Raw genomic sequence first — 20,084 nt, 5'->3', positions numbered from 1 at the left:
TCACAGGAGCGGGCTTCAGCCCGCAAACAACCGCCAAACCTTACCATGAAGGAGCCGCCATGTTAATGCATCGTTTTCCCCTATTGTTCTTAGCCGTTTTCTTTTTTGTTTTCGCATTTTCCGTTGCTAATGCTGAGCCTGCCGTCAGCAAGCCGGCGCCGTTGTTTTCCGGCGCGGCAGCCGACGGCGGCACTGTTACTCTGGCCGACTTGCGAGGCAAGACCGTGATACTGGAATGGACCAATCACGAATGCCCGTTCGTGAAAAAGCATTACGAAAGCGGCAATATTCAAGGCCTGCAAAAACAGGCTGCCGCGCAAGGCGTGGTCTGGCTGCAGGTTATTTCTTCCGCTCCGGGTAAGCAAGGCTATGTCGATGGCGAAACGGCCAGAAAAGCCAACATCGAACGCGGCGCTACGCCGGCCAATACCGTGCTCGACTCCACGGGCGCCATCGGCAAGCTCTATGGCGCTACCAATACCCCGCAGTTTTTCATCATCAATCCGCAAGGCGTGCTGGTTTATAAAGGCGGCATAGACAGCATTGCTTCGACCGATAAAGCCGACGTCGCCAGGGCGGAAAACTATATCAGCGCGGCCTTGAAGGATCTGGCCTCCGGCAAGCCGATAGCAAAATCCAGCACCAAGCCTTATGGCTGCAGTGTGAAATATGCGGGGTAGGAAAGTTCAGTCTTGCCCGTAAGCCTTGATACCCGGAGTGCTTCCGGGGTTGGATGTGAACCGGTTAATCGCCAACCGTGTTGTTACGCCGGACCGAAAGCTGGGTACGCAGCCGAGTCATCGGCTGCGCTCGGTGATAGGGCGAAATGCGTTACCGTCGAGCATGCGCAACATAGATGGACAGTGCAGGCGCTGCAAACGTTGTACTGACCGGCCACCTGAACGACCCGGCCTGTTTCGAGCGCGTCTCGGCCTTGCTGGACGAAACCATCACCGCTCGGAAATCCAAGGCGCTTGAATACGAGGAGTATCTGAAGCGCGTTGGCGAGGTGCGCGGATGAGGGGTCATGAGGACGACACGCCCGATGCACTGAAGAAAAGCCCGGCGTTGCGGGCGCTCAATAGTACCCTCAAGCAAGGTGGAAATGAGAGTTCATGCGTAGCCGGGACGCGGGGCAGCCCGCAATCAATCCCGCAACTGTTTTTCCCATTTCGACATCACTGCCGTAGCCAGCGCATTACCCAGTATGTTGGTTGCCGAACGTCCCATATCCAGAAAATGGTCGATAGGCAGCAACAGCAGCAATCCCGCTTCGGGAATGCCGTGCATCGCCAGCGCGCCGGCTATGATAACCAGCGAAGCGCGCGGCACGCCTGCGATGCCTTTGCTGGTCAGCATCAAGGTGAGCAGCAGGATGATCTGCTGCTGCCATGAAAGCGCGATGCCATAAGCCTGCGCTATGAACAGCGTCGCAAAGCTCATATACATCATCGAGCCGTCCAGGTTGAACGAATAGCCCAAGGGCAATACGAAGCTGGCGACCCGGTTTGGACAGCCGAAATTTTCAAGTTCCTGCAAGGTTTTCGGAAACGCCGATTCACTGCTGGAAGTGCTGAAAGCCAGCAGCATCGGCTCACGCAGACATGACAGCAGGTTTTTTACCCGTGCGCCGACAAATAAAAATCCTACCAGCGCCAATACTCCCCACAGCAGCGCGAGTCCCAGATAAAATTCGCCGATCAACAGGCCGTAGGTCGCCAATACACCGAGACCCTTCTGCGCAATAATGCCGGCGGTGGCGCCGAAAACCGCCGGTGGCGCAAACAGCATCACGTAGGAGGTTATGCGCAGCATGACATGGCCCAGGGCGTCCAGCACATTGACGACCGGCTTGCCCTGCTTTCCGATCGCCGTGGCCGCGATGCCGAAAAACAGCGAAAACACGACGATTTGCAGAATTTCGTTGTTTCCCATCGCTTCCACCAGATTTTGCGGAATGACGTGATGGAGGAAAGACTTGAGATCGAAACGGCTAGCAGAAACGCCGGAGCTGCCGTTTTCCGCGGGTATGGGCAAGTGCAGATGCATACCAGGCTGCAACAGATTGACCAGAATCAGGCCCAGCGTCAGCGACACCAGGCTTGCGCTGAGGAAGTAAAACAAGGTTTTGACGCCCAGGCGGCCGATGGCCGCCACATCGCCCAGCTTTGCGACTCCGACCACCAGCGTCGAGAATACCAAAGGCGCAATTATCATCTTGATCAGGCGCATGAAGATATCGCTGAGGATGGAAACATAACCGGCAAATGCTTCAATTGCAGCGGCGGAAGGTATCGTGCGATGCACAAACTCGCCGCAGCCGATACCCAGCAGCATGGCGATCAAAATGGCGACAGTCAGCCTGTTGTTTTTCATCGCTACTCTCATAAAATGGCTCTCATTTCATGGCTATGCATTGATGAGAGGCAATGTGCAAAAAATTGCTCGCGTGCGGATAGCGAAAACTGATCCGCCCGCAAGCGAACGAAGGATTCTACTCTGATATGACTATCGGTTTTCGAAATTCATCCGTTTTGCTCTGCTGTAACGGAATCCAAACAGTGAACGTACTGCCGCGCCGCTTATCGTCAGCCGATGGCCTGATTGCTCGCACAGCCCATGTGCGATATACAAGCCCAAGGCATGTCCGGGGCGTTCGCCGGCAAACTTTCCGCATTTGGCCAAATGCAGACGCAGCCCGTTGTCGATACGGCGCCGTAATACCCGCATTTGACGCGCCAGAGCCATTTCGAGAAATACCGCTTTGCAAACATAGCCGATCTTGGGGTAGACGAAAGGGCTGGTATCCGCGTAAGTGAAGCCGAACATGCTCGGCCCGAACAGCTTATTGCCGAATAAGACATGGGAACTACCCTGGACAGGAAAAAAACCGCGACCGGCAGCCCCTGCGCAGGGAAAGCACGGCTAATAACGGTGCGTTATTCCAAACCGTGTCGGAATGGCGCTTTTTTCGTCTATAACTTTAGCTGCGCCATATGGTATTTTCAAACACGCACTGAATAATTGTGTCAGGCAAGCACGGCATCTTACCGGCCTTCTTTTCTTCAAAAACCGGGGTTCAACCATGTTGATAAGAAAAATCGTTATCCTCCTACTCTCTCCGCTGATACTGCCCGTCTTCCCGGCAATGGCGGATGATGACGTTTTATTGAATGCCTCCTACGACGTAACCCGCGAGTTTTACAATGAATATAACACACTGTTCATTAGGTTTTGGCAAGGCAAGACCGGTAAATCCGTCAGCATTAACCAATCTCACGGCGGATCGTCCAAGCAGGCGCGCGCGGTGATCGACGGCTTGAATGCCGATGTGGTAACCATGAACCAGCAGACCGATATCGACATTCTGGCGGAAAAAGGTCTGGTGGACAAAAAATGGCGGACGCGCTTTCCCGACAACAGCTCGCCCTACCATTCAACCATTGTGTTCCTGGTCAGAAAGGGCAACCCGTTGGGTATCAAGGACTGGAACGACCTGATCAAAGCCGGCGTCAGCCCCATCATTCCGAACCCTAAAACATCGGGCAACGGCCGATACAGTTATCTAGGCGCATGGGGCTACGCTACGGCAAAGTATGGTTCTGAAGGACAGGCTCGCGAGTTCGTCGGCAAATTGTTCAAACGCGTTCCGGTTCTGGACACAGGAGGCCGCGGGGCAACCACGACTTTTGTCGAACGCGGAATCGGCGACGTATTGCTCACCTTTGAAAATGAAGCCTATCTGATTGCCAGGAAGCTTAATTCAAAAGACTTCGACGTCGTAACGCCGCCGGCAAGTATCGAAGCCGAAGCCCCGGTCGCGGTGGTCGACACGGTAGTCGACAAAAAAGGCACGCGCGAGGCGGCGGAGGCCTATCTGAATTATTTATGGTCGGATGAAGGACAGCGGCTGATCGCCAAACATTATTTTCGTCCCAGCGTAGCTGCAATTTTGCAGGAGAGTCGCGGCGAATTTCCCGAGCTGAAATTGCCGACCGTCGAGCAGATAGCGGGCGACTGGGCAAACGCGCAGAAAAAACATTTCAGCGATGGCGGTATTTTCGATCAGATATACTCAAAATGAAGAATTAGCCGATTTATCAGCAATCGGTTAATCCCCAATAGTCCGGCTATGGACCCAATCTTTGGGGGTAAGCGGGCTAAGTGAAAGTTTTATATGCGAGGCTTTAAATACTACGTAAGCCATCGAATCCTGATGTCGTTGAGGTCGTCATGCCGCCGGACTGAGGACCGCCGCGAAAGCGGCGGAAACGCCTGCGCCTGCGGACCCCCGTGCCGGGATGCTCCTGGCTACCCGGTTGGGCCTCAATAGACGTCTTTGAACAGAAGCATTTTACCAACGCTCTGCTCGCTACCTTCTTTGAAGCCGCAACGCGGCGCAAACTTGTCAGTGTCTTGGAATGTTCCAAATAGTCTATCCCACCAGGTGATGTCACCAAAGTTGAATTTATGTACATTGAACTGGTGATGAATTGAATGATGTTCCGGGCGCTGCATGACGTAGCCTACCCAATGCGGTGTTTTCAGGTTTGAATGGTAGAAAAGCTCTCCGCTTGCCGCAAAGAGATTGAACCAGGCAGCCGCTTCAAGCGAGGCTCCAAGAACTGTGAACAACATGAAACTGATGATAATGGAGTTTGACGCCATCTCAATCGGGTGCTTGTAGAATGCAGTCAGCATTTCGATACGCGACGCACTGTGATGGATTTGATGCAGGCTTCGCCACAGGAATTTTGAATCGTGACGTGCGCGATGCCACCAGTAGAAAACAAACGTGCCTATGAACCAAGCCAGGAACCCTTGAGCAGGCGCAGACAAGCGTTGTGAAATATCAAGGATTGAGAGCTCACGGAGCCAGATATTCCACGAAACTCCGGCGAGCATGACGACCCCTGATTGGCAAAGATTCAGGATAGATGCTCGAAAATACCAACCCTGTGAAATTGGCAACGCGCGTCCGGGAAGCGCTCGCTCAGCGGCGAAGCAGATGATGGCGATTCCGATGATTAGTAGAGCGACTGACATATGCTTAGAAATTTTTGCAATCAATATATTAGGTTCTGTTGACATGAGCAAGCGCCACCAGTGAAGCTGGAGCCATTTCGAAAATGGCTCTAACCGGCTCGACATTAGCGCCGAAGACTGGAGCGTCATCTATCCCATACTGATGAAACATCGGCATGCCCGGTCGACGTCCGGGGAACAGAGCAGGGCCTTTCTGGTCGCCGTTCTGCAAATTCTTCGATCGGGATCGCAATGGCGTTTGCTGCCGGAAGCGCATGGCAACTGGAACGCCGTGTTCAAGCGTTTTTCCCGCTGGAGCATGGGGTCTGGCGGTCGCTGTTCGCCGGATGCATCCATCATCCTGATTTGCTAAGCGTGTTTATCGACTCCACCATCAACCGGGCTCATCCCTGCGCCGGTGGCGCGGCGGGCGGCAACGCCGGGGACGAAACCTTGGGACGATCGAAGGGCGCTTTACTACCAGGATTCACGCCATCACGGATGCCTTGGGGAATCCGCTTGAATTCGTGCTGACCGGAGGGCCGGCCGAAACCTTGCCGGCGCTGACGCCGGCGGGTGCGCGTGCGTTTGTCGGCGACAAAGGCCATGACAGCGATGCGCTGCTCCAGGCTATCGTAGCAAGGGATATGAAAGCCGCCATTCCTCCGGCGCTGCAATCGGAACAAGGTGCGCGAATGCGATTGGCTTATTTACAAGGAACGCCGTCTGATTGAATGCTTCTTCAACAAAATCAAACATTAGCGGCGAATATTTTCGCGTTTTGAAAAAACGGCTCGCAACTACATGGCCTTCCTTCACTTCGTCTCAGCTCTCATTTGATTGCGTTGATACGTCAACAGAACCTAGTTACACTAGCGGTTAATCTGGCGGTTGCCCTAGCGTTGGTCGGGCGTGACGTATGGTTAATAAAAGGCCGTTTGTTGAAGATTTGAAGGTCGTCACGGACGATGCGCAGCGGGCAAGCACAGATGATTTAGATCTTCGGCGTTATGTCGGTTTTTGGTAGCTTTGTTGTAGAATATTCGGCCTGATTCAGGTGCCTGTTGTAATCCTACGCAACAGGTTGAACGGGAAGCCGGTGCGATTTCGATCCAGTCCGGCGCGGCCCCCGCAACGGTAAGTGAGTAGGCGCTCTGCTAGCCGAGGCACGCAGCAAGCCGCTGGCCGACGTTCTCGCCAGACTTGCCCCTCTTCATCGGCTGCGCGGAATAGCAATTTGTAATATTGCTCTGATAGTATCGATAATCGTTATAACGCTCGTATTCGGTATATTTTCCAGATCATCCTACGCTGAGGCGAGTGCTGATGTTGTCGAACCCGCTGTGTAGGACAGGATGCATTTAGCCTGTTGCATTACGGACTGCGTATGCATCACTCGGTTTGGTGAAAACAGCTATGATCTTGACGGTATGCGAAAGGGCGGACCTAGTAAGTTCATCATCTGAGGGTATGATTATGTGCCAAAAAATGAAATATCATAATATTGTTATTCTGGTTGTAACTCTTTTCGCGGCAATTCTTTCCGCATCGGCTCAAGCGCGAGAGCGGTCTGCTTCCGGATATCGCGGCAGCGTTTCCAGCGAAAATGGTTCCGGCAGCGCGTCCGGCCGTTTTGGCGGCAGCGCCTCCTGGAACAGGGGCTCCGGTGGCACTGCGACTTCAGCCAACGGCAGCACGGTATCCGGAGGCGATGGCTCAGGAAACGCCAGCGGCGCCCGAGGCGGCAGCGCCTCCTGGAGCAAGGGTTCCGGCGGTACTGCGACTTCGGCCAACGGCAGCACGGTATCCGGAGGCGATGGCTCAGGAAGCGCCTCCGGCGCCAGAGGCGGCAGTGCATCCTGGAATGCGGGGTCGGGTGGTACTGCGACTTCGGCTAACGGCAGCACGGTATCCGCTGGCGATGGTTCAGGCAGCGCTACCGGAGCTAACGGCGGCAACGCTTCTTGGAATCGATGAAGACAATTAGCGATGAACCTTCGATAAGCTGTATTTAATTAGTATTGGGATTTGAAGTTCAACGGTACAGAAACGTAAGTTAGCGGCTAAGTGTCTATAATATTATGCGTTTATGTACGCTCTAACTGCGATAGAAAAGCATGGACACAAAATCGTTTTTCACCGCATTAGTAGACAAATTGTCTCTTGGAAGCTGTTTATAATCTTTTCAGTAATAACGTCAGGAAGGCCAAATGGACAAACTGCAAGCCGGTATTGAGCTCACGCTCGCAGTTTTTCCATAAACGCCGGCATTTTTCCAACCAGGCGAAAGAACGTTCAACCACCCGGCGTTGAGGTATTACCGCAAAGGTATGTAGCTCGTTACGCTTGGCTGCCTGCACGGTTGCCCCCGGTTTCTCTTTAACCGCCCGGGCAAACGGTTGTCCGCTGCAACCGCCATCAACCAGCAAGCTACGCACCTGCTGAAGATTCGAGAAACCATCGATCGAAGGCCGCCAGCGCTCCCTGGCGATCGGTTACTTCTGCGGTACTGACCGCATCGCATGCGGCAAACCCTGCGTGTCCACGGCACTATGCCGCTTGATGCCTGAAACTTTTTTGCCCGCGTCGTAACCCTTATGCCGCGCGCTATCCGTGTTCCTGACGCTCTGCGCATCAACGATCGACCGTACGCGGTTTCGTTCGTTTGCGCACGCTTCCCAGGATCGGTTGGATTTGCTCAAAGGCTTCTTTACTGATATCGCTCGGGTATTTTTTTCTCATTCCACTATTTTACAACTTTTCAGCAAAAATCGTGAACAGCTTCTTAACGATGAAGGGCATTGTACCAGTCGCAATACTGTGGCCGGCATCATGAAATATCGCGGCCGGCGTGCGAAAGCCGCACGGAAATACAAGGCCACGACCAACAGCAACCATAACTTGCCGGTAGCGCCCAACCGGCTGGAGCAGAATTTTGAAGCGCCGGTGAAAAATAAAAAATGGGTGTCGGATATAACCTGTATCTGGACGGACGAAAGCTGGCTTTATTTGGCGGTTGTGCTTGAGTTGTTTTCGCGTAAAGTCCTGAGCTGGGTCATCGCTGAACGCATGACCGCTACGCTGGTCGGTGATGCATTGATGATGGCCTTGTGGCTGCGGCATTTACCCACCGGGGTTATCGTCCATTCCGATCGAGGAAGTCAGTATTGCTTAAACGCCTATCAGGCTTTGCTGGCAAAACACCAACTGATTTGCAGTATGAGCAAGAAAGGTGACTGCTATGATAATGGCTCTATGGAGGGTTGGAATCACAGCTTTAAAGTCGAGGCTATCCACGGAGAGCGATTTCTGACCAGGGACGATACCAAACAGCGTGTCTTCGATTATATCGAAGTGTATTACAATAGAAAGCGGTTTCATTAAAAACTGGGCTATTTGTCCCCAGAGGCCTTTGAACTTTAAAATGTCGCTTGGCAAAGCGTCTGCTGAAACTGGGCAGGATCGTTTCCGCCGGTACTCACTTTTAACGCCTCGATCACAGCGGGCTTGAGTAGAGCGCGGCTACCTGTTCCGGGTGGCGATGAAAGGCATTTGCCCGATCAACAATGCGCTCACGATAATCGCCGAGAATATCCCGGTCAGTCCGGCCAGTGCATAATTTTTCCAGTCCATCTCGCCTACAGCCCCCGCGCATGGTATCGCTGGCTCTCTGGGCATCGTCGGTGACGGTTTTCAAATATTCAACAACGGCCTGACTATTGGCCTTCAATGACGTCACGGCGGCGTTTGACGCGCCCACAAGCAATTTAAATGATATCAAGCGGCGGGAGCATAAAAATGATGGGCGCCACGTCCGCTTTTTTTCACTTGGTAAAGCGCCTCGTCGGCTTGCTGCAGCAACTGATCGGGATCAGTCCCATACTGCGGATAAAGGCTGATGCCGATACTGCAGCCGAGGCTGACCTGCTGCCCTCCCGACAGTTGAAAGGGCGCTGCCAACGTATCGATCAAATCTTCCGCGAGAGATACGACCGCTTGCCGATCCGGCAAATCTTCCAGCAGAACCACGAATTCATCGCCGCCCAAACGCGCCACTGTATCGATTTTACGCAAGCGTTCCTGCAAGCGTCTGGCAATCCGTTGCAACAATTCGTCGCCGGCGGCATGACCGTAGGTATCGTTGACCGGTTTGAAACGATCCAGGTCAATGAACAGGACGGCGCCCTGGTTACCCACGCGTATAGCGCGGTCGAGCGCATGATCCAACTGCATCAATAGTAACTTGCGGTTAGCCAGGCCGGTCAGCGCATCGTAATAAGCGAGACGCTCCAGCGGCGTTTGCACATGGCGGATGCGCGTCATATCATTCAATACACAGACAAAGCCGACAGCTTTGTCGGCATCGTCATGCACTGTGCTGATCGACAGCCACAACGGAAAAGTTTCTCCGCCCTTGCGCCGACCATAGATCTCCCCCTGCCATAGTCCGGCCTTTAGAATGTCGTCCCACATGCGGCGATAGAATTCGCGGTCATGCCTATCGGAACGCAACAGGCTCAGACTTTGGCCGATGATATCTTCTTCGCCGTATTCGGTAATGGTGCTGAAAGCCGGATTGACCGCAATTATTCGGGTATCGAAATCAGTGATGCAAATACCTTCCTGGGTATTGACGTAGGCGATATTGGCCTGACGCAGTTTTTCCAGACTGCGCTCCAATGCCGCTTCCGCCTGTTTACGCGCGGTGATGTCCACCGCGATACCGCCGAGAAAACTTCCTCCGGCTATATCCTGAAACGGTATTCTGAATGCATGCCAATAGGAGGCGGAATTATCGCCGCTCCGCAGTGTATCTTCGACCTCGACCACCAGGTTCGTCGTCATGGCTTCCAGATCGTGTTTTCTGGTTTTTTCGGCGATATCCGCCGGCCACAAAGCCGCGTCGGTCTTGCCCAGCAAGTCCTGCGCAGTCAGGCCGAAGCGTTGTTCGAAAGTTCTGTTGACGTACTGAAACCGTCCCGCCGCGTCCTTGATCCAGGCTATGGTCGGGCTCACATCCATGAACATCCGGAAGCGTTGTTCCAACTGATGCCTGGCTAAGACCGACTGACTCATTTCGCGTTTTAACTGCCGTGAGCGCAAATGTATCATCGTGAAGATCAGGCTGCTGGAAATCAAGCCATGACCGAGATGCATATACACGAAAAATCCTAACATATCAGCTTGAAAAAACTTGATTAACCCCAAAGCGATACTCGCGAGAAACAGCAATAAAACCGCATTGATGCCATACACCAATCTGAGCACCTTGAGGCCCGGCGCGACCTGGCGTTTGGCAAAGAGAGCCAGGATCAGCAAATAAGGCCCGGCGAATAAAATCGCCGTACTATTGGTTTGCAGCGCAAGGCGCGTATAGCCGAGCATCATCGCTCCCAATTCCAGCGGGAACAACAGCAACAGCAGCCTGGCTCCGTACATCAGCAGGGGCGGAGGTGAAAACAGCGCGAGCAGCTTCTGATGAAACAACAGGGAAGTAAAAATCAGGCAGCAGAGCAGACTGTTCGCAATTCCGTCAGCAAATTGTGAAATCCCGGCTGGAGCAATGGCGGGTATATAGCCAAATGCGGCAATGCTGTTGAGAATATAGGTTGCCAGATAAAGGATGAACAGGGCGACAACGGGCTGACGGTTTTCGGCGTAGTCATGGCATGACCAGAACAGCAGAAACAACATCGCGATAAAATAAAACGACTGGATTACAAAAATCCGGTTGTTTTTCATATCGGCGGAACGGGGCTCCAACGCTTCGATATGTGTAATAATGGAACTGGTGGATTTGATGCACAGGTAATAGGTCGTATCCGGCGCGCCTGGCGTTATAGAAAACTCATAGGGGATCGCAAGCAGATCGCGCTGTTCATAAGGGTAGCGATCTCCGGTCGCACGGCTGGTCCAGCGGCCCGGATGCGCCGGATCGGGCGCGTAAAGCCGTATTACATCCAAAGCGGGACGATCGATGCGAAGCACCGCTAACCCGCCCGCCGCCGGCCGCCTGATCCGTAGCCGTACCCAGAAAGCGGAGTCGCTATGCCCCCTGGAAAGCGTGATCGCCATAGGCTGAAAAGAGGCCTGTTCGGCTTGCTCCAACGTCAGATTGCCGCCGGGATCTTCGAACACTTCCCGTGACAATATCAAGTCTTCTGCCACAGCCGTAGCGCACAAGAATAAACCGATAATCAGGCTGAGAACTTTGAAAAATTCCATCGCATACGACTTGGGTCATCAATAGTAGACGCATCCGGTCTTTTTCTAACGAAGACGGCCAGCAGGCCTGCCGCAATATAAGCTTAACAATCACCGAGTAATTTTACTACATGGGGGCCGGACAAACCGTTTTGATAGCGACGATGCCAAAGGAAATGATACCAGCGAACAGGCGAAAGCGTTGTTCTATTGGATGTCTGGTAAAATCTGCCTGTCGCGTTTTCCGATTTAATTGCCGCGCGCTGAAGAGTCATGGAGAAGACCTGTGTGCCGGGAATGAATGCTCCTGTATGGGCACGGATAACCCCAAAAATAAAGCGTAACCACTCAGCTTGAACTTTTAAATCAAGACCAATACAGTCGGATGAAGCAAGCCAGTCGAGATGCGCGGAAGCGCGCCGGGAAATTTAACCACGCTGCAAGTCTGTCCCTGGCGGCGCTGCGGTCATCCGCGACCGCAAAACGTGTCGCCCAGTTTGGCTCACTTCATCTTTCGCGGTTAAGCCGATCGATTGAAAAAACCCGAAGCCGCCGATCAGGCGGCGACAACGCCTATCAATAGAACTGCGGCAAACCAGCCGACGGCCATGGTAAAACCCCAGACCAAACCATCAATGACGGTAGCAAGAAAACGAGACATAATAGTTAGACTCCATAAAGAATGAAATTAGGGTAATATTCGGGAATGTCGTTACACGGCGTACCACGCGTTGAGACATGCATCTTCAGTGATTATGGTAATGGCTGCACGGCGAGTCAACCAGAAACTACAGGTTTCGCACGGTCAAGCCATGTCGCGCGGAGGACGCATCCCATATTGACCAGAAGATACGCCGGCCTGCACCAGCGATAATATTAGGGAGTTTCCGCCATGTCCAACTCACTTAAAATCGTTTGCCCTCATTGTGTCACCGTCAATCGTTTACCGCTGGCGCGAATCGAAGAGCGGAGCCTTTGTGGAAATTGCAAACATCCGCTGTTTACCGGCAAACCGGTGGAGCTTAATCCCTCGGCCTTCGGCGCACATTTGTTGCGTAACGATATTCCGGTCGTCGTAGATTTCTGGGCGCCGTGGTGCGCGCCGTGCCGAACGATGGCTCCCGCTTTCGAACAGGCTGCGCATCGGCTCGAACCCGGCTTCAGGTTCTCCAGGCTCAATACCGAACAGTATCCGAAATTGGGTGATCAATATAACGTCCGCAGTATTCCGACGCTTATCGAGTTTGTCGGGGGACATGAAACAAGGCGTCAATCGGGCGCAATGGATGCCGGTTCGATAGTACGCTGGCTGCAAGGTTGACGCTGCTATGCCTTCCGTTTGGCGGCATCGGCAATGCGTTGTTCCAGATCGGCTGGCGCAATGAACAGGAATGCGCGTCCGCAACGGATTTGATCGAGTAAGCCCAGTTGCGCCAAAGCCAGCAGGTCGGCGCGTGCGGTCTGGTACACCACGCCGTAGTTGCGCTGGTGGCTGTCGATGCGGTAACTCGCGCCGGGATATTTTAACGCATGCGTCAACGCATCGATCTGGCGGTGGTTGAGTTCCGCGCGTAATTCCGGCGATGCGGCGAGCAGCAGTTCGGTGCTGCGTTGCTTTTGGGTTTTGCGCGCCAGATAGTCATGCAGGGCGGTGATGGCTTTGCGCATGGTTTCAAGTTGATGAAACAGGAAGTAGGTGGTATCGCCGCCGTCCGATTCCGTGTGCAGATAGGCACGGACATACTGCGCAGGCGCCTTCCGTAAAAAATGGGAAATGGAAGTGAACTCGGTCAGCCAGTAACCGTTGCGCGCCATGGCCCAGTAGAATAACGCGCGTGCGGTGCGGCCATTGCCATCGGCGAACGGGTGGTCGTATCCGATCATGAAATGCAGCAGGATCGCGCGCAATACCGGGTGTACGAAAGGCCGCGCATTTTCATCCGCATTGGCGAAGCCGCACAGGCGTTGCAAGCGTTCCGGCAGTTCGGTATGCGACGGCGGCTGGTGCAGAATGGTGTCGTCGGGGTTATCAACGACGCGCACATCATCGGAGCGCCTGAGTCGGCCCGCATCGGCGGAATCATGCAAGGTATTTTCGGTGAGCAGGCTGTGCAGCGACAGGACTGTTTCCGGGGTAATGGCTTGGGCACGTAAACCCTGTATGGCCTGCATGGTTCTGAAATTATTGAAAATCATGCGTTCGCTGTGATCGCGCGGCTGACGCCCTTCCTGCAGCATGGCTTCCGCAACCCGGCGCGTTGTCGAGGCGCCCTCCAGCTGGCTGGAAGTAATGGCTTCTTCCACCAAGGATTGCAGCAGGTAACGATCGCGGTTGCCGGGCGTGGCAACTTCACTCTCGAAACGGATATGCCCGGCGGCATCCTGGTCGATGTGGTGCAGATGAATCAGTAGCGGTTCGGGTACGCCGAAAACGAAGGGCTGACCCAACTTGTCCAGTAAGGGAAGCGATTGCAAAAGTCCTTGACGCGCCATTTTGATGCCGAACCACCAATGTTCGATACTAAAACCATCGGGAGGCGAGCGGTGGCGCAGCTGATCCCAATGCAGGTATTCTCCATTGACCAGAGCAGTAGGGCGCGCCAAAAACAGGCGCGCCATGGTGTCTGGCGATAGATTTTCCAGTATTTTTTTCGCATCGGGTGGAGCAAGAGGTAGTTTCATTGGCTATCTACTAATTTATAATGCCGTTAGTAGTTGGGTGAGAGTGTATGTTGCATGGAGTGCTCTGTCAATAAAATACTAATTGCATATAGAATTAGTATTTTATTGGCAGGAAACGTCTGACGGCATGACTGCCGAGATTCAACAGACTGCTGATGGTACAAGCTGTATCTATAATAGAGCCTTGGCGAGTAAATGAACTCCGATATGTCGGATACCTTCCTTCGCTTGCCAAAGCGGGTAAAAGGTAGTTGAAAATCCGGGAGGCGAAAGCGCATGCAAAAAAATAAAAGTACGCTGTATCCGACATTGCTGCAGTCCGACTCCGTTGCACCACCCGTGTTGTCCGATCTGCAGCCTGCGGCAACCGGCGAGGGTGTGCTGGATGAGTCCACTTTTCGCACCATAGAGGTCGAGAAGCTGTTCGAAGCGTTGAATGAGACCTCGACGCGCATCGGTCGTTCCACGCTATACCGCTCCCTGCTGCAGCCGTTGCAGTCACGCGACGACATCGCCGCCAAACAGGACGCGTTACGCGAACTTGCCGAACACGAGGCATTGCGGTCAGGTCTGGAGCAGCTGCTGGCGCAGGCGGCGCAGCTGGAAAACGATTTTTACAATCTACTGTACGGCACTTTTTTAGGGCTGACCGGCGCTTCCGCGAATCCGCTGGAGATGGGCGGCTACGGTTACGAGTCTTACGTCAAAGGCACGCGCTTCATGCTGGATCTGGTCGCAGCCGCCGAGAGCCTGCCGCCGGCGCAAAGCGATTATCTGAATAATCTGATCGCCGACATCCGCGGGTTTGCGCGCTCGCGCGCCTATACGTTGATGCAGGGGCCGGTTTACCGCTCAGAAAAAACGGTGCTGACCAGGGCGGAAAAGCGCTGGTATATTCCAACGGTGCGTTTTAGCCCGACGATGTTCAAACCGATGGCGTTGTTGTCGACAATGGTAGGGATAGTCCTGGCTGTGCAGTTTTTACCGTTCGCACTGGAAATCGCCTCTGCCGTCACCCCGGTATTCTGGCTGTTTCTGTTGCCGATGAGTATGATCTATGTGCCGGTAGTCGGCAGCTTCGACCGCGACGCCTGTATCTACCCGCTCAGAAATATCTATAAACGTTGCGTCGAACTGCAGGAAACGATGGACTCCCTGGGTAAACTGGATGAATTGATCAGCTTCCATCGTTATGCACAGACGTTCAAGCGCCCGCTGCCGCTGCCCGAGATCGTGCAGGCCGAAAATCATCAGCTTGAATTAAGCGGCGTGCGCAATCCGGTGCTGGCGAAAAACAATCCCGATTACGTCGGCAACGATCTGGTTTTGACGCAGGAACGCCTCACTTTTGTTACCGGCCCCAACAGCGGAGGCAAGACCGCGTTTTGCAAAACCCTGGCGCAGACGCAGTTGCTGGCGCAAATCGGCTGTTATGTGCCTGCCGAACGGGCGAAGTTGAGCGTTGCGGACCGAATTTTTTATCAGGTACCGGAAATCAGCCATCTGAGCGACGGAGAAGGACGTTTCGGCACCGAGCTGAAGCGCACGCGCGAAATCTTTATCGCCAGCAGCGCGCAAAGCCTGGTGATTATGGATGAGTTGTCGGAAGGAACGACGCATGTGGAGAAAATTGAGATTTCCACCGATATACTGAACGGTTTCCTTCAAAAGCATTGCTCCACACTGTTGATTACACACAACCACGAACTTGTTTTACATTTTCAGCAACAGCACATCGGGCAGGCCAGACAAGCGGAGTTCAGTCAGGACCATCCAACTTACCGGATGATACCGGGCGTTTCTACCGTCAGCCACGCCGACCGCGTCGCGAAAAAAATTGGTTTTTCGCGCGAAGATATCGCTAATTTGCTTAAAGACGGATAAGGTTGATGGAATTGGATGGAAAAAAGGAAACGAAGCGCTTATGAGCAACATCGAAATTTTGCAACTTTCCGTACTGGAAGATAATTACGTTTATTTGATACATGAGCCGGTATCCGGAGTCACCGCCGCCGTGGACCCGGCAGTTGCCGCGCCGGTGCTCGAAGCCCTGAATGAGCGCGGCTGGAAGCTGGACTTCATTCTAAATACCCACCACCACGCCGATCATACCGACGGTAATCTGGAACTGAAGCGCATTACCGGTTGTCAGGTTATCGGGCTGGCCGGCGATGCCGAGCGCATACCCGGCATCGACCGAGTCGTTGCCGATAACGACTCGGTCGCAATAGGCGAGGCGACTGCGCGCGTACTGGCGGTACCCGGGCATACGCGCGGGCATGCCGCCTGGTGGTTCGAGGACGAACATGCCCTTTTTTGCGGCGACACCTTGTTCGCCCTAGGCTGCGGACGTTTGTTCGAAGGTGACGCCGAACAGATGTGGCAGTCGCTGGATCGTCTGCGCCGCTTGCCGCCGGAGACTCATGTTTACTGCGCGCACGAATACACCGAAGCCAATGCGCGTTTCGCACTGACGCTGGAAGCGGAAAACCCGGAATTGCAGGGCCGGGCGCGTCAGGTAGACCGCCTGCGCCGGCAGGGCTTGCCTACTGTGCCATCCACGCTCGGCGACGAGCTGGCTACCAATCCTTTTTTACGTCCGGAAAGCGCCGAGATCAGAGCGCATTTGGGCTTGGACGCGGATGCGGGCGATGCAAAGGTTTTTGCCGCAGTAAGATCGCTGAAGGATTGTTTCTGACCGTGCCGGATGCAGTTATGTCCGAGTCCGAACCGGTCAATGTACTGATGCTGGATCGGCCCTACGCCAGCATCGCCGATCGTTTGCTTGCCGGACGCGCGCTTAGAAAAAGGGTTTCCAGACCGGTGCATGCCGAACTCGTCCCGGCCGCGCTTCGCGCCGATCCTGTGGCGATACTGGAATCCCAGGCGCGGCATCGCCTGCAGTCGCTGATTCCGATGCGGCATGCAAGAATGGCGCAGTCTCCCCTTGCCTTCTTTCGCGGAGCCGCAGCGATCATGATGGAGGATTTGGCCCGTACGCCGGTTTCAGGACTTTATGTCCAGGCTTGCGGCGATATGCATCTGTCCAATTTCGGACTGTTTGCGACGACCGAACGCCGTCTGGTATTCGGCATCAACGACTTCGACGAAACCTTGCCGGGACCATGGGAATGGGATGTAAAGCGGCTTGCCGCCAGCATCGTGGTAGCCGCGCAGGATTTGAATTATACCCAGGCGCTGGCCATACAAGCGGTGAAGGCCATGTTTGGCGCATACAAGTCGCGCATGTATGAATTTGCAGCAATGGGGTATATCGAACTGGCGCAAACTCATATCGACAGCGAAAGCCTGCTGATGCCATTCTCCAATGCCTTCAAGGCGGCTCTGGAACAATCAATAACCAAGGCCAGGGGCAGAAACAACCTGCAGGTGCTGGAGAAAATGACCGACCTGGTCGACCAATCCCACCGCCTGATCGACCGTCCGCCGTTTATCGTGCATGAAGACCATACGGAAGAGGGCGACCCTATTTTGCCGCTGGTCAATCAGGCTTTGGACGGTTATATGAGCTCATTGCCGGCCAACCGGCGCATGCTGCTCGCGCGTTACCGGCTGGTGGATTTTGCGCGTCAGGTAGTAGGAATAGGCAGCGTGGGCATGCCTTGCTGGATTTTTTACCTGGAAGGGTCAAGCGAGCGCGATCCGTTGTTTCTGCAATTCAAGGGCGCCGGGTTATCGGTACTCGCGCCCTATGTGAAACGTTCGCTGTTCAAAAACCAGGGGCAGCGCGTCGTTGTCGGCCAGCATCAGCTGCAAGGCGCGCCGGATATGTTTCTTGGGCATGGGCGCCTGGAGCGGCGCAGCGGAAAATCCGATTTCTATGTCCGGCAATTGCGCGACATGAAAGGAGGCATCCGCATCAGCACCAAACATCTCAATGCGAAGATATTCAAGGACTACTGCGCGCTGTGCGGCTGGTCGCTGGCGCTGGGTCATGCGAAATCGGGCGACGCTGCGATGATTTCCGGCTATATCGGCCAGAGCGATACACTGCAATCCGCGGTGCTGGAGTTTGCTTTACGCTACGCGGATCAGAATAATGCCGATTATCGGCTATTTTTATCGGCTATATACAGTGGGCGTATTCCGTCGACCACTGTATATTAGTAATATTAAAACCTGAACTACGCAATTTCCCCCTTCCGGCTCTCGAATCTCATCGAAGCGCCGGACGACATCGGAGTCGAACTTTTAAAGTGTTAAAACCGTTATCAGGAGTCCTCATGCGTTTCATCATGCTGGTTTTTCCCATTATGCTTTTGACCGCCTGCGCGGAAGATGTCGTACACACCGATTTTATACCCGGAACGGATTTTTCCCATATCAGGACTTACGCCTGGATTAAAAAGCCGACAACACAAAATCCGTTGATGGATGAACGCATGGTTAACGATATTGACCTTCAGTTGGCTCAGCATGGCTGGAAAAACGTTGACTCCCACGAGTCGGCCGATGCGGCGCTTTCCGCGACCGTAGCGACCAAAGATCAAGAGCGCATTGATACGATGAGCAACGGCATGGGGTATGGATATGGCCCAGGCTGGGGTTGGGGGGGATGGGGCGGCGGAATGGGGATGGGCGGTATGTCAACTTCCACTGTTTATCACGTTACCATAGGCACGCTGATTGTGGATATTTTCGATACCAAAACCAAAAATGCGATTTGGGAAGGAACCGCGTCCGGTACAATTTCCGACAATCCCTCGACCAATGTAAAAAATACCAGGGACGCTATCGTGGAAATGTTTAAAGGCTTCCCGCCGGGTAGCGTTTCCTCGTCGAAATAATCATCAGATCAGTGCAACGCGAGTCAAGGAGAGAACTATGAGCGAGCTTCCACAAGATTACCGTTATACGGAAACACATCAATGGGCCAGAAAAGAGACGGACGGTTCGGTGCGCATAGGTATTACCGATTTTGCCCAGGCTGAGTTGGGCGACCTGGTTTATGTCGAGCTACCGGCTGTCGGCAAAGTACTGGAAGCCGGCAAACCCTGCGCAGTTGTGGAATCCGTCAAGGCCGCATCGGATGTATACACCCCGGTTGCCGGTACGGTGGTCGGCGTGAACGAGACCCTGACCATCGAGCCCGAACTCATCAACCGGGATGCCTGGTCGGCCTGGCTGTTCAGCATTGCGCCGTCGGATAGCACCGAATTTGAAAAGCTGCTGGATGCGAATACTTATTACAATATTTACTACAAGGAATAACTGGAAAAATGACGGCGCTTATTTGTGGAAGCATGGCTTACGATACCATCATGGTGTTTCCTGACCATTTCAAAAATCATATCCTCCCCGAGCAGGTGCATATCCTGAACGTGTGCTTTATGGTACCGGAGCTGAGACGCGAATACGGCGGTTGCGCGGGTAATATCGCCTACAACCTGAAACTGCTGGGCGTAGACCCGCTGATTATGGCGACGGTAGGCAAGGACTTCGATCCCTATGCTCAATGGCTGGCCCTTTACGGATTATCGCGCGAATTTATTCTGACACTGGAAGACAGCTATACCGCGCAGGCTTATATCACCACCGATAAAAGCGACAACCAGATTACCGCATTCCATCCGGGAGCAATGTCGTTTTCGCACCATAATCATGTGCCTCGCGAACGCGGCATCCAGCTTGGAATCGTCGCTCCCGACGGCAAGGACGGCATGATACAGCACGCAAAGGAATTCGCGGGTGCCGGTATCCCATTCATATTCGACCCCGGTCAAGGCATGCCGATGTTTAATGGCGACGACTTGCTGGCGTTCGCCGATCTGGCGCGCTGGATTACCCTGAACGATTACGAGTCCCAGCTTATGCAGGAGCGCACCGGCTTAACTCTGGAACAGCTTGCACAGCGCGTCGACGCGCTGATTATTACGCGCGGTGCACAAGGCTCGATCATTTATGCGCAGGGCCAGACTCATGAAATACCCGTAGCCAAACCCCAGAGCTTGCTTGATCCGACCGGATGCGGAGACGCGTACCGGGCCGGTTTGATTTATGGGCTGCTCAAAGGATTAAACTGGTCGGAAACAGGACGCATCGCCTCGTTGATGGGGGCTATCAAAATAGAAACTGCGGGCACGCAAAATCATACCTTCACCATGAGTGCATTCCGCGAGCGCTACCGGGAAAATTTCGGCGCCGGATTTTAA

20 protein-coding genes, 1 pseudogene and 1 riboswitch are annotated in these 20,084 nt (G+C 53.9%); of the genes and pseudogenes, 13 read left to right on the top strand and 8 right to left on the bottom strand.

Features of this window, described 5'->3' with window-relative positions; translation table 11 throughout:
* Nucleotides 1-65 precede the first annotated feature (65 nt).
* Both F6R98_RS20365 and F6R98_RS20360 read left to right on the top strand, forming a co-directional pair.
* Complete coding sequence (locus F6R98_RS20365) at nt 66-680, top strand: redoxin domain-containing protein (protein WP_228124993.1); 615 nt, start codon at nt 66-68, stop codon at nt 678-680.
* Between the two features lie 176 nt (nt 681-856).
* A complete protein-coding gene (locus F6R98_RS20360) occupies nt 857-1,021 on the top strand; it encodes a hypothetical protein (RefSeq protein WP_153250642.1) in 165 nt (54 codons plus the stop codon).
* A 125-nt stretch (nt 1,022-1,146) separates the two neighbouring features.
* Here F6R98_RS20360 and F6R98_RS20355 read toward each other — a convergent pair whose 3' ends face one another.
* Together F6R98_RS20355 and F6R98_RS20350 are read right to left on the bottom strand one after the other, a co-directional pair.
* Complete coding sequence (locus F6R98_RS20355) at nt 1,147-2,376, bottom strand: dicarboxylate/amino acid:cation symporter (RefSeq protein ID WP_153250641.1); 1,230 nt, start codon at nt 2,374-2,376, stop codon at nt 1,147-1,149.
* A 132-nt stretch (nt 2,377-2,508) separates the two neighbouring features.
* Complete coding sequence (locus tag F6R98_RS20350; RefSeq protein ID WP_153250640.1) at nt 2,509-2,829, bottom strand: hypothetical protein; 321 nt, start codon at nt 2,827-2,829, stop codon at nt 2,509-2,511.
* A gap of 256 nt (nt 2,830-3,085) precedes the next feature.
* Between F6R98_RS20350 and F6R98_RS20345 the strand changes: the two genes are divergently transcribed.
* Nucleotides 3,086-4,084 carry a sulfate ABC transporter substrate-binding protein gene (locus F6R98_RS20345; protein ID WP_153250639.1) on the top strand — a complete coding sequence of 333 codons (999 nt, stop codon included), beginning with the start codon at nt 3,086-3,088 and terminating at the stop codon, nt 4,082-4,084.
* 242 nt (nt 4,085-4,326) lie between these two features.
* On the opposite strand, the gene F6R98_RS20340 is transcribed toward F6R98_RS20345, so the two are convergent.
* Nucleotides 4,327-5,091, bottom strand: coding sequence for a sterol desaturase family protein (locus F6R98_RS20340; protein ID WP_228124992.1), 765 nt, complete (start codon nt 5,089-5,091; stop codon nt 4,327-4,329).
* Nucleotides 5,092-5,149: 58 nt separating this feature from the next.
* On the opposite strand from F6R98_RS20340, the gene F6R98_RS20335 reads away from it, so the two are divergent.
* Both F6R98_RS20335 and F6R98_RS20330 read left to right on the top strand, forming a co-directional pair.
* Nucleotides 5,150-5,398 (top strand): transposase, encoded by a 249-nt coding sequence (locus F6R98_RS20335; protein ID WP_228125268.1) that lies wholly within the window; start codon nt 5,150-5,152, stop codon nt 5,396-5,398.
* 133 nt (nt 5,399-5,531) lie between these two features.
* On the top strand, nt 5,532-5,759 hold the full coding sequence (locus tag F6R98_RS20330) for a hypothetical protein (protein WP_153250637.1): 228 nt from the start codon (nt 5,532-5,534) through the stop codon (nt 5,757-5,759).
* 303 nt (nt 5,760-6,062) lie between these two features.
* Nucleotides 6,063-6,231, top strand: a riboswitch (cobalamin riboswitch).
* 347 nt (nt 6,232-6,578) lie between these two features.
* Here F6R98_RS20330 and F6R98_RS20325 read toward each other — a convergent pair.
* Nucleotides 6,579-6,932, bottom strand: a complete 354-nt coding sequence (locus tag F6R98_RS20325; protein ID WP_194270046.1) for a hypothetical protein — start codon at nt 6,930-6,932, stop codon at nt 6,579-6,581.
* Nucleotides 6,933-7,199: 267 nt separating this feature from the next.
* A pseudogene (locus F6R98_RS20320) lies at nt 7,200-7,727 on the bottom strand (transposase).
* A gap of 46 nt (nt 7,728-7,773) precedes the next feature.
* On the opposite strand from F6R98_RS20320, the gene F6R98_RS20315 reads away from it, so the two are divergent.
* A complete protein-coding gene (locus F6R98_RS20315; protein WP_265588162.1) occupies nt 7,774-8,409 on the top strand; it encodes an IS3 family transposase in 636 nt (211 codons plus the stop codon).
* Between the two features lie 112 nt (nt 8,410-8,521).
* On the opposite strand, the gene F6R98_RS20310 is transcribed toward F6R98_RS20315, so the two are convergent.
* Nucleotides 8,522-8,764, bottom strand: coding sequence for a hypothetical protein (locus F6R98_RS20310; protein WP_194270044.1), 243 nt, complete (start codon nt 8,762-8,764; stop codon nt 8,522-8,524).
* Between the two features lie 38 nt (nt 8,765-8,802).
* Entirely contained in the window at nt 8,803-11,250 is a 2,448-nt protein-coding gene (locus F6R98_RS20305; RefSeq protein ID WP_153250633.1) for a diguanylate cyclase domain-containing protein, read from the bottom strand.
* Between the two features lie 871 nt (nt 11,251-12,121).
* Between F6R98_RS20305 and trxC the strand changes: the two genes are divergently transcribed.
* Nucleotides 12,122-12,550 (top strand): thioredoxin TrxC, encoded by a 429-nt coding sequence (trxC, locus tag F6R98_RS20300; RefSeq protein WP_153250632.1) that lies wholly within the window; start codon nt 12,122-12,124, stop codon nt 12,548-12,550.
* A gap of 5 nt (nt 12,551-12,555) precedes the next feature.
* Here the strand turns inward: trxC and F6R98_RS20295 are convergent, their stop codons facing one another.
* Complete coding sequence (locus F6R98_RS20295) at nt 12,556-13,911, bottom strand: Fic family protein (RefSeq protein WP_153250631.1); 1,356 nt, start codon at nt 13,909-13,911, stop codon at nt 12,556-12,558.
* Between the two features lie 276 nt (nt 13,912-14,187).
* On the opposite strand from F6R98_RS20295, the gene F6R98_RS20290 reads away from it, so the two are divergent.
* The 6 genes from F6R98_RS20290 (at nt 14,188) to F6R98_RS20265 (ending at nt 20,084) form a co-directional block, all read left to right on the top strand.
* Entirely contained in the window at nt 14,188-15,795 is a 1,608-nt protein-coding gene (locus tag F6R98_RS20290) for a MutS-related protein (protein WP_153250630.1), read from the top strand.
* 40 nt (nt 15,796-15,835) lie between these two features.
* Nucleotides 15,836-16,609, top strand: coding sequence for a hydroxyacylglutathione hydrolase (gloB, locus tag F6R98_RS20285; RefSeq protein WP_153250629.1), 774 nt, complete (start codon nt 15,836-15,838; stop codon nt 16,607-16,609).
* A 17-nt stretch (nt 16,610-16,626) separates the two neighbouring features.
* Nucleotides 16,627-18,039 (top strand): DUF2252 domain-containing protein, encoded by a 1,413-nt coding sequence (locus tag F6R98_RS20280; protein WP_153250628.1) that lies wholly within the window; start codon nt 16,627-16,629, stop codon nt 18,037-18,039.
* 116 nt (nt 18,040-18,155) lie between these two features.
* Nucleotides 18,156-18,719, top strand: a complete 564-nt coding sequence (locus tag F6R98_RS20275) for a DUF4136 domain-containing protein (protein ID WP_153250627.1) — start codon at nt 18,156-18,158, stop codon at nt 18,717-18,719.
* Between the two features lie 37 nt (nt 18,720-18,756).
* Entirely contained in the window at nt 18,757-19,143 is a 387-nt protein-coding gene (gcvH, locus tag F6R98_RS20270; protein WP_153250626.1) for a glycine cleavage system protein GcvH, read from the top strand.
* Between the two features lie 8 nt (nt 19,144-19,151).
* On the top strand, nt 19,152-20,084 hold the full coding sequence (locus F6R98_RS20265; RefSeq protein ID WP_153250625.1) for a carbohydrate kinase family protein: 933 nt from the start codon (nt 19,152-19,154) through the stop codon (nt 20,082-20,084).

This window comes from Candidatus Methylospira mobilis (assembly GCF_009498235.1).
Classification (GTDB): domain Bacteria; phylum Pseudomonadota; class Gammaproteobacteria; order Methylococcales; family Methylococcaceae; genus Methylospira; species Methylospira mobilis.
Note: the sequence above shows the minus strand (reverse complement) of the source record. Positions and strands in the feature narration are given on the sequence as shown.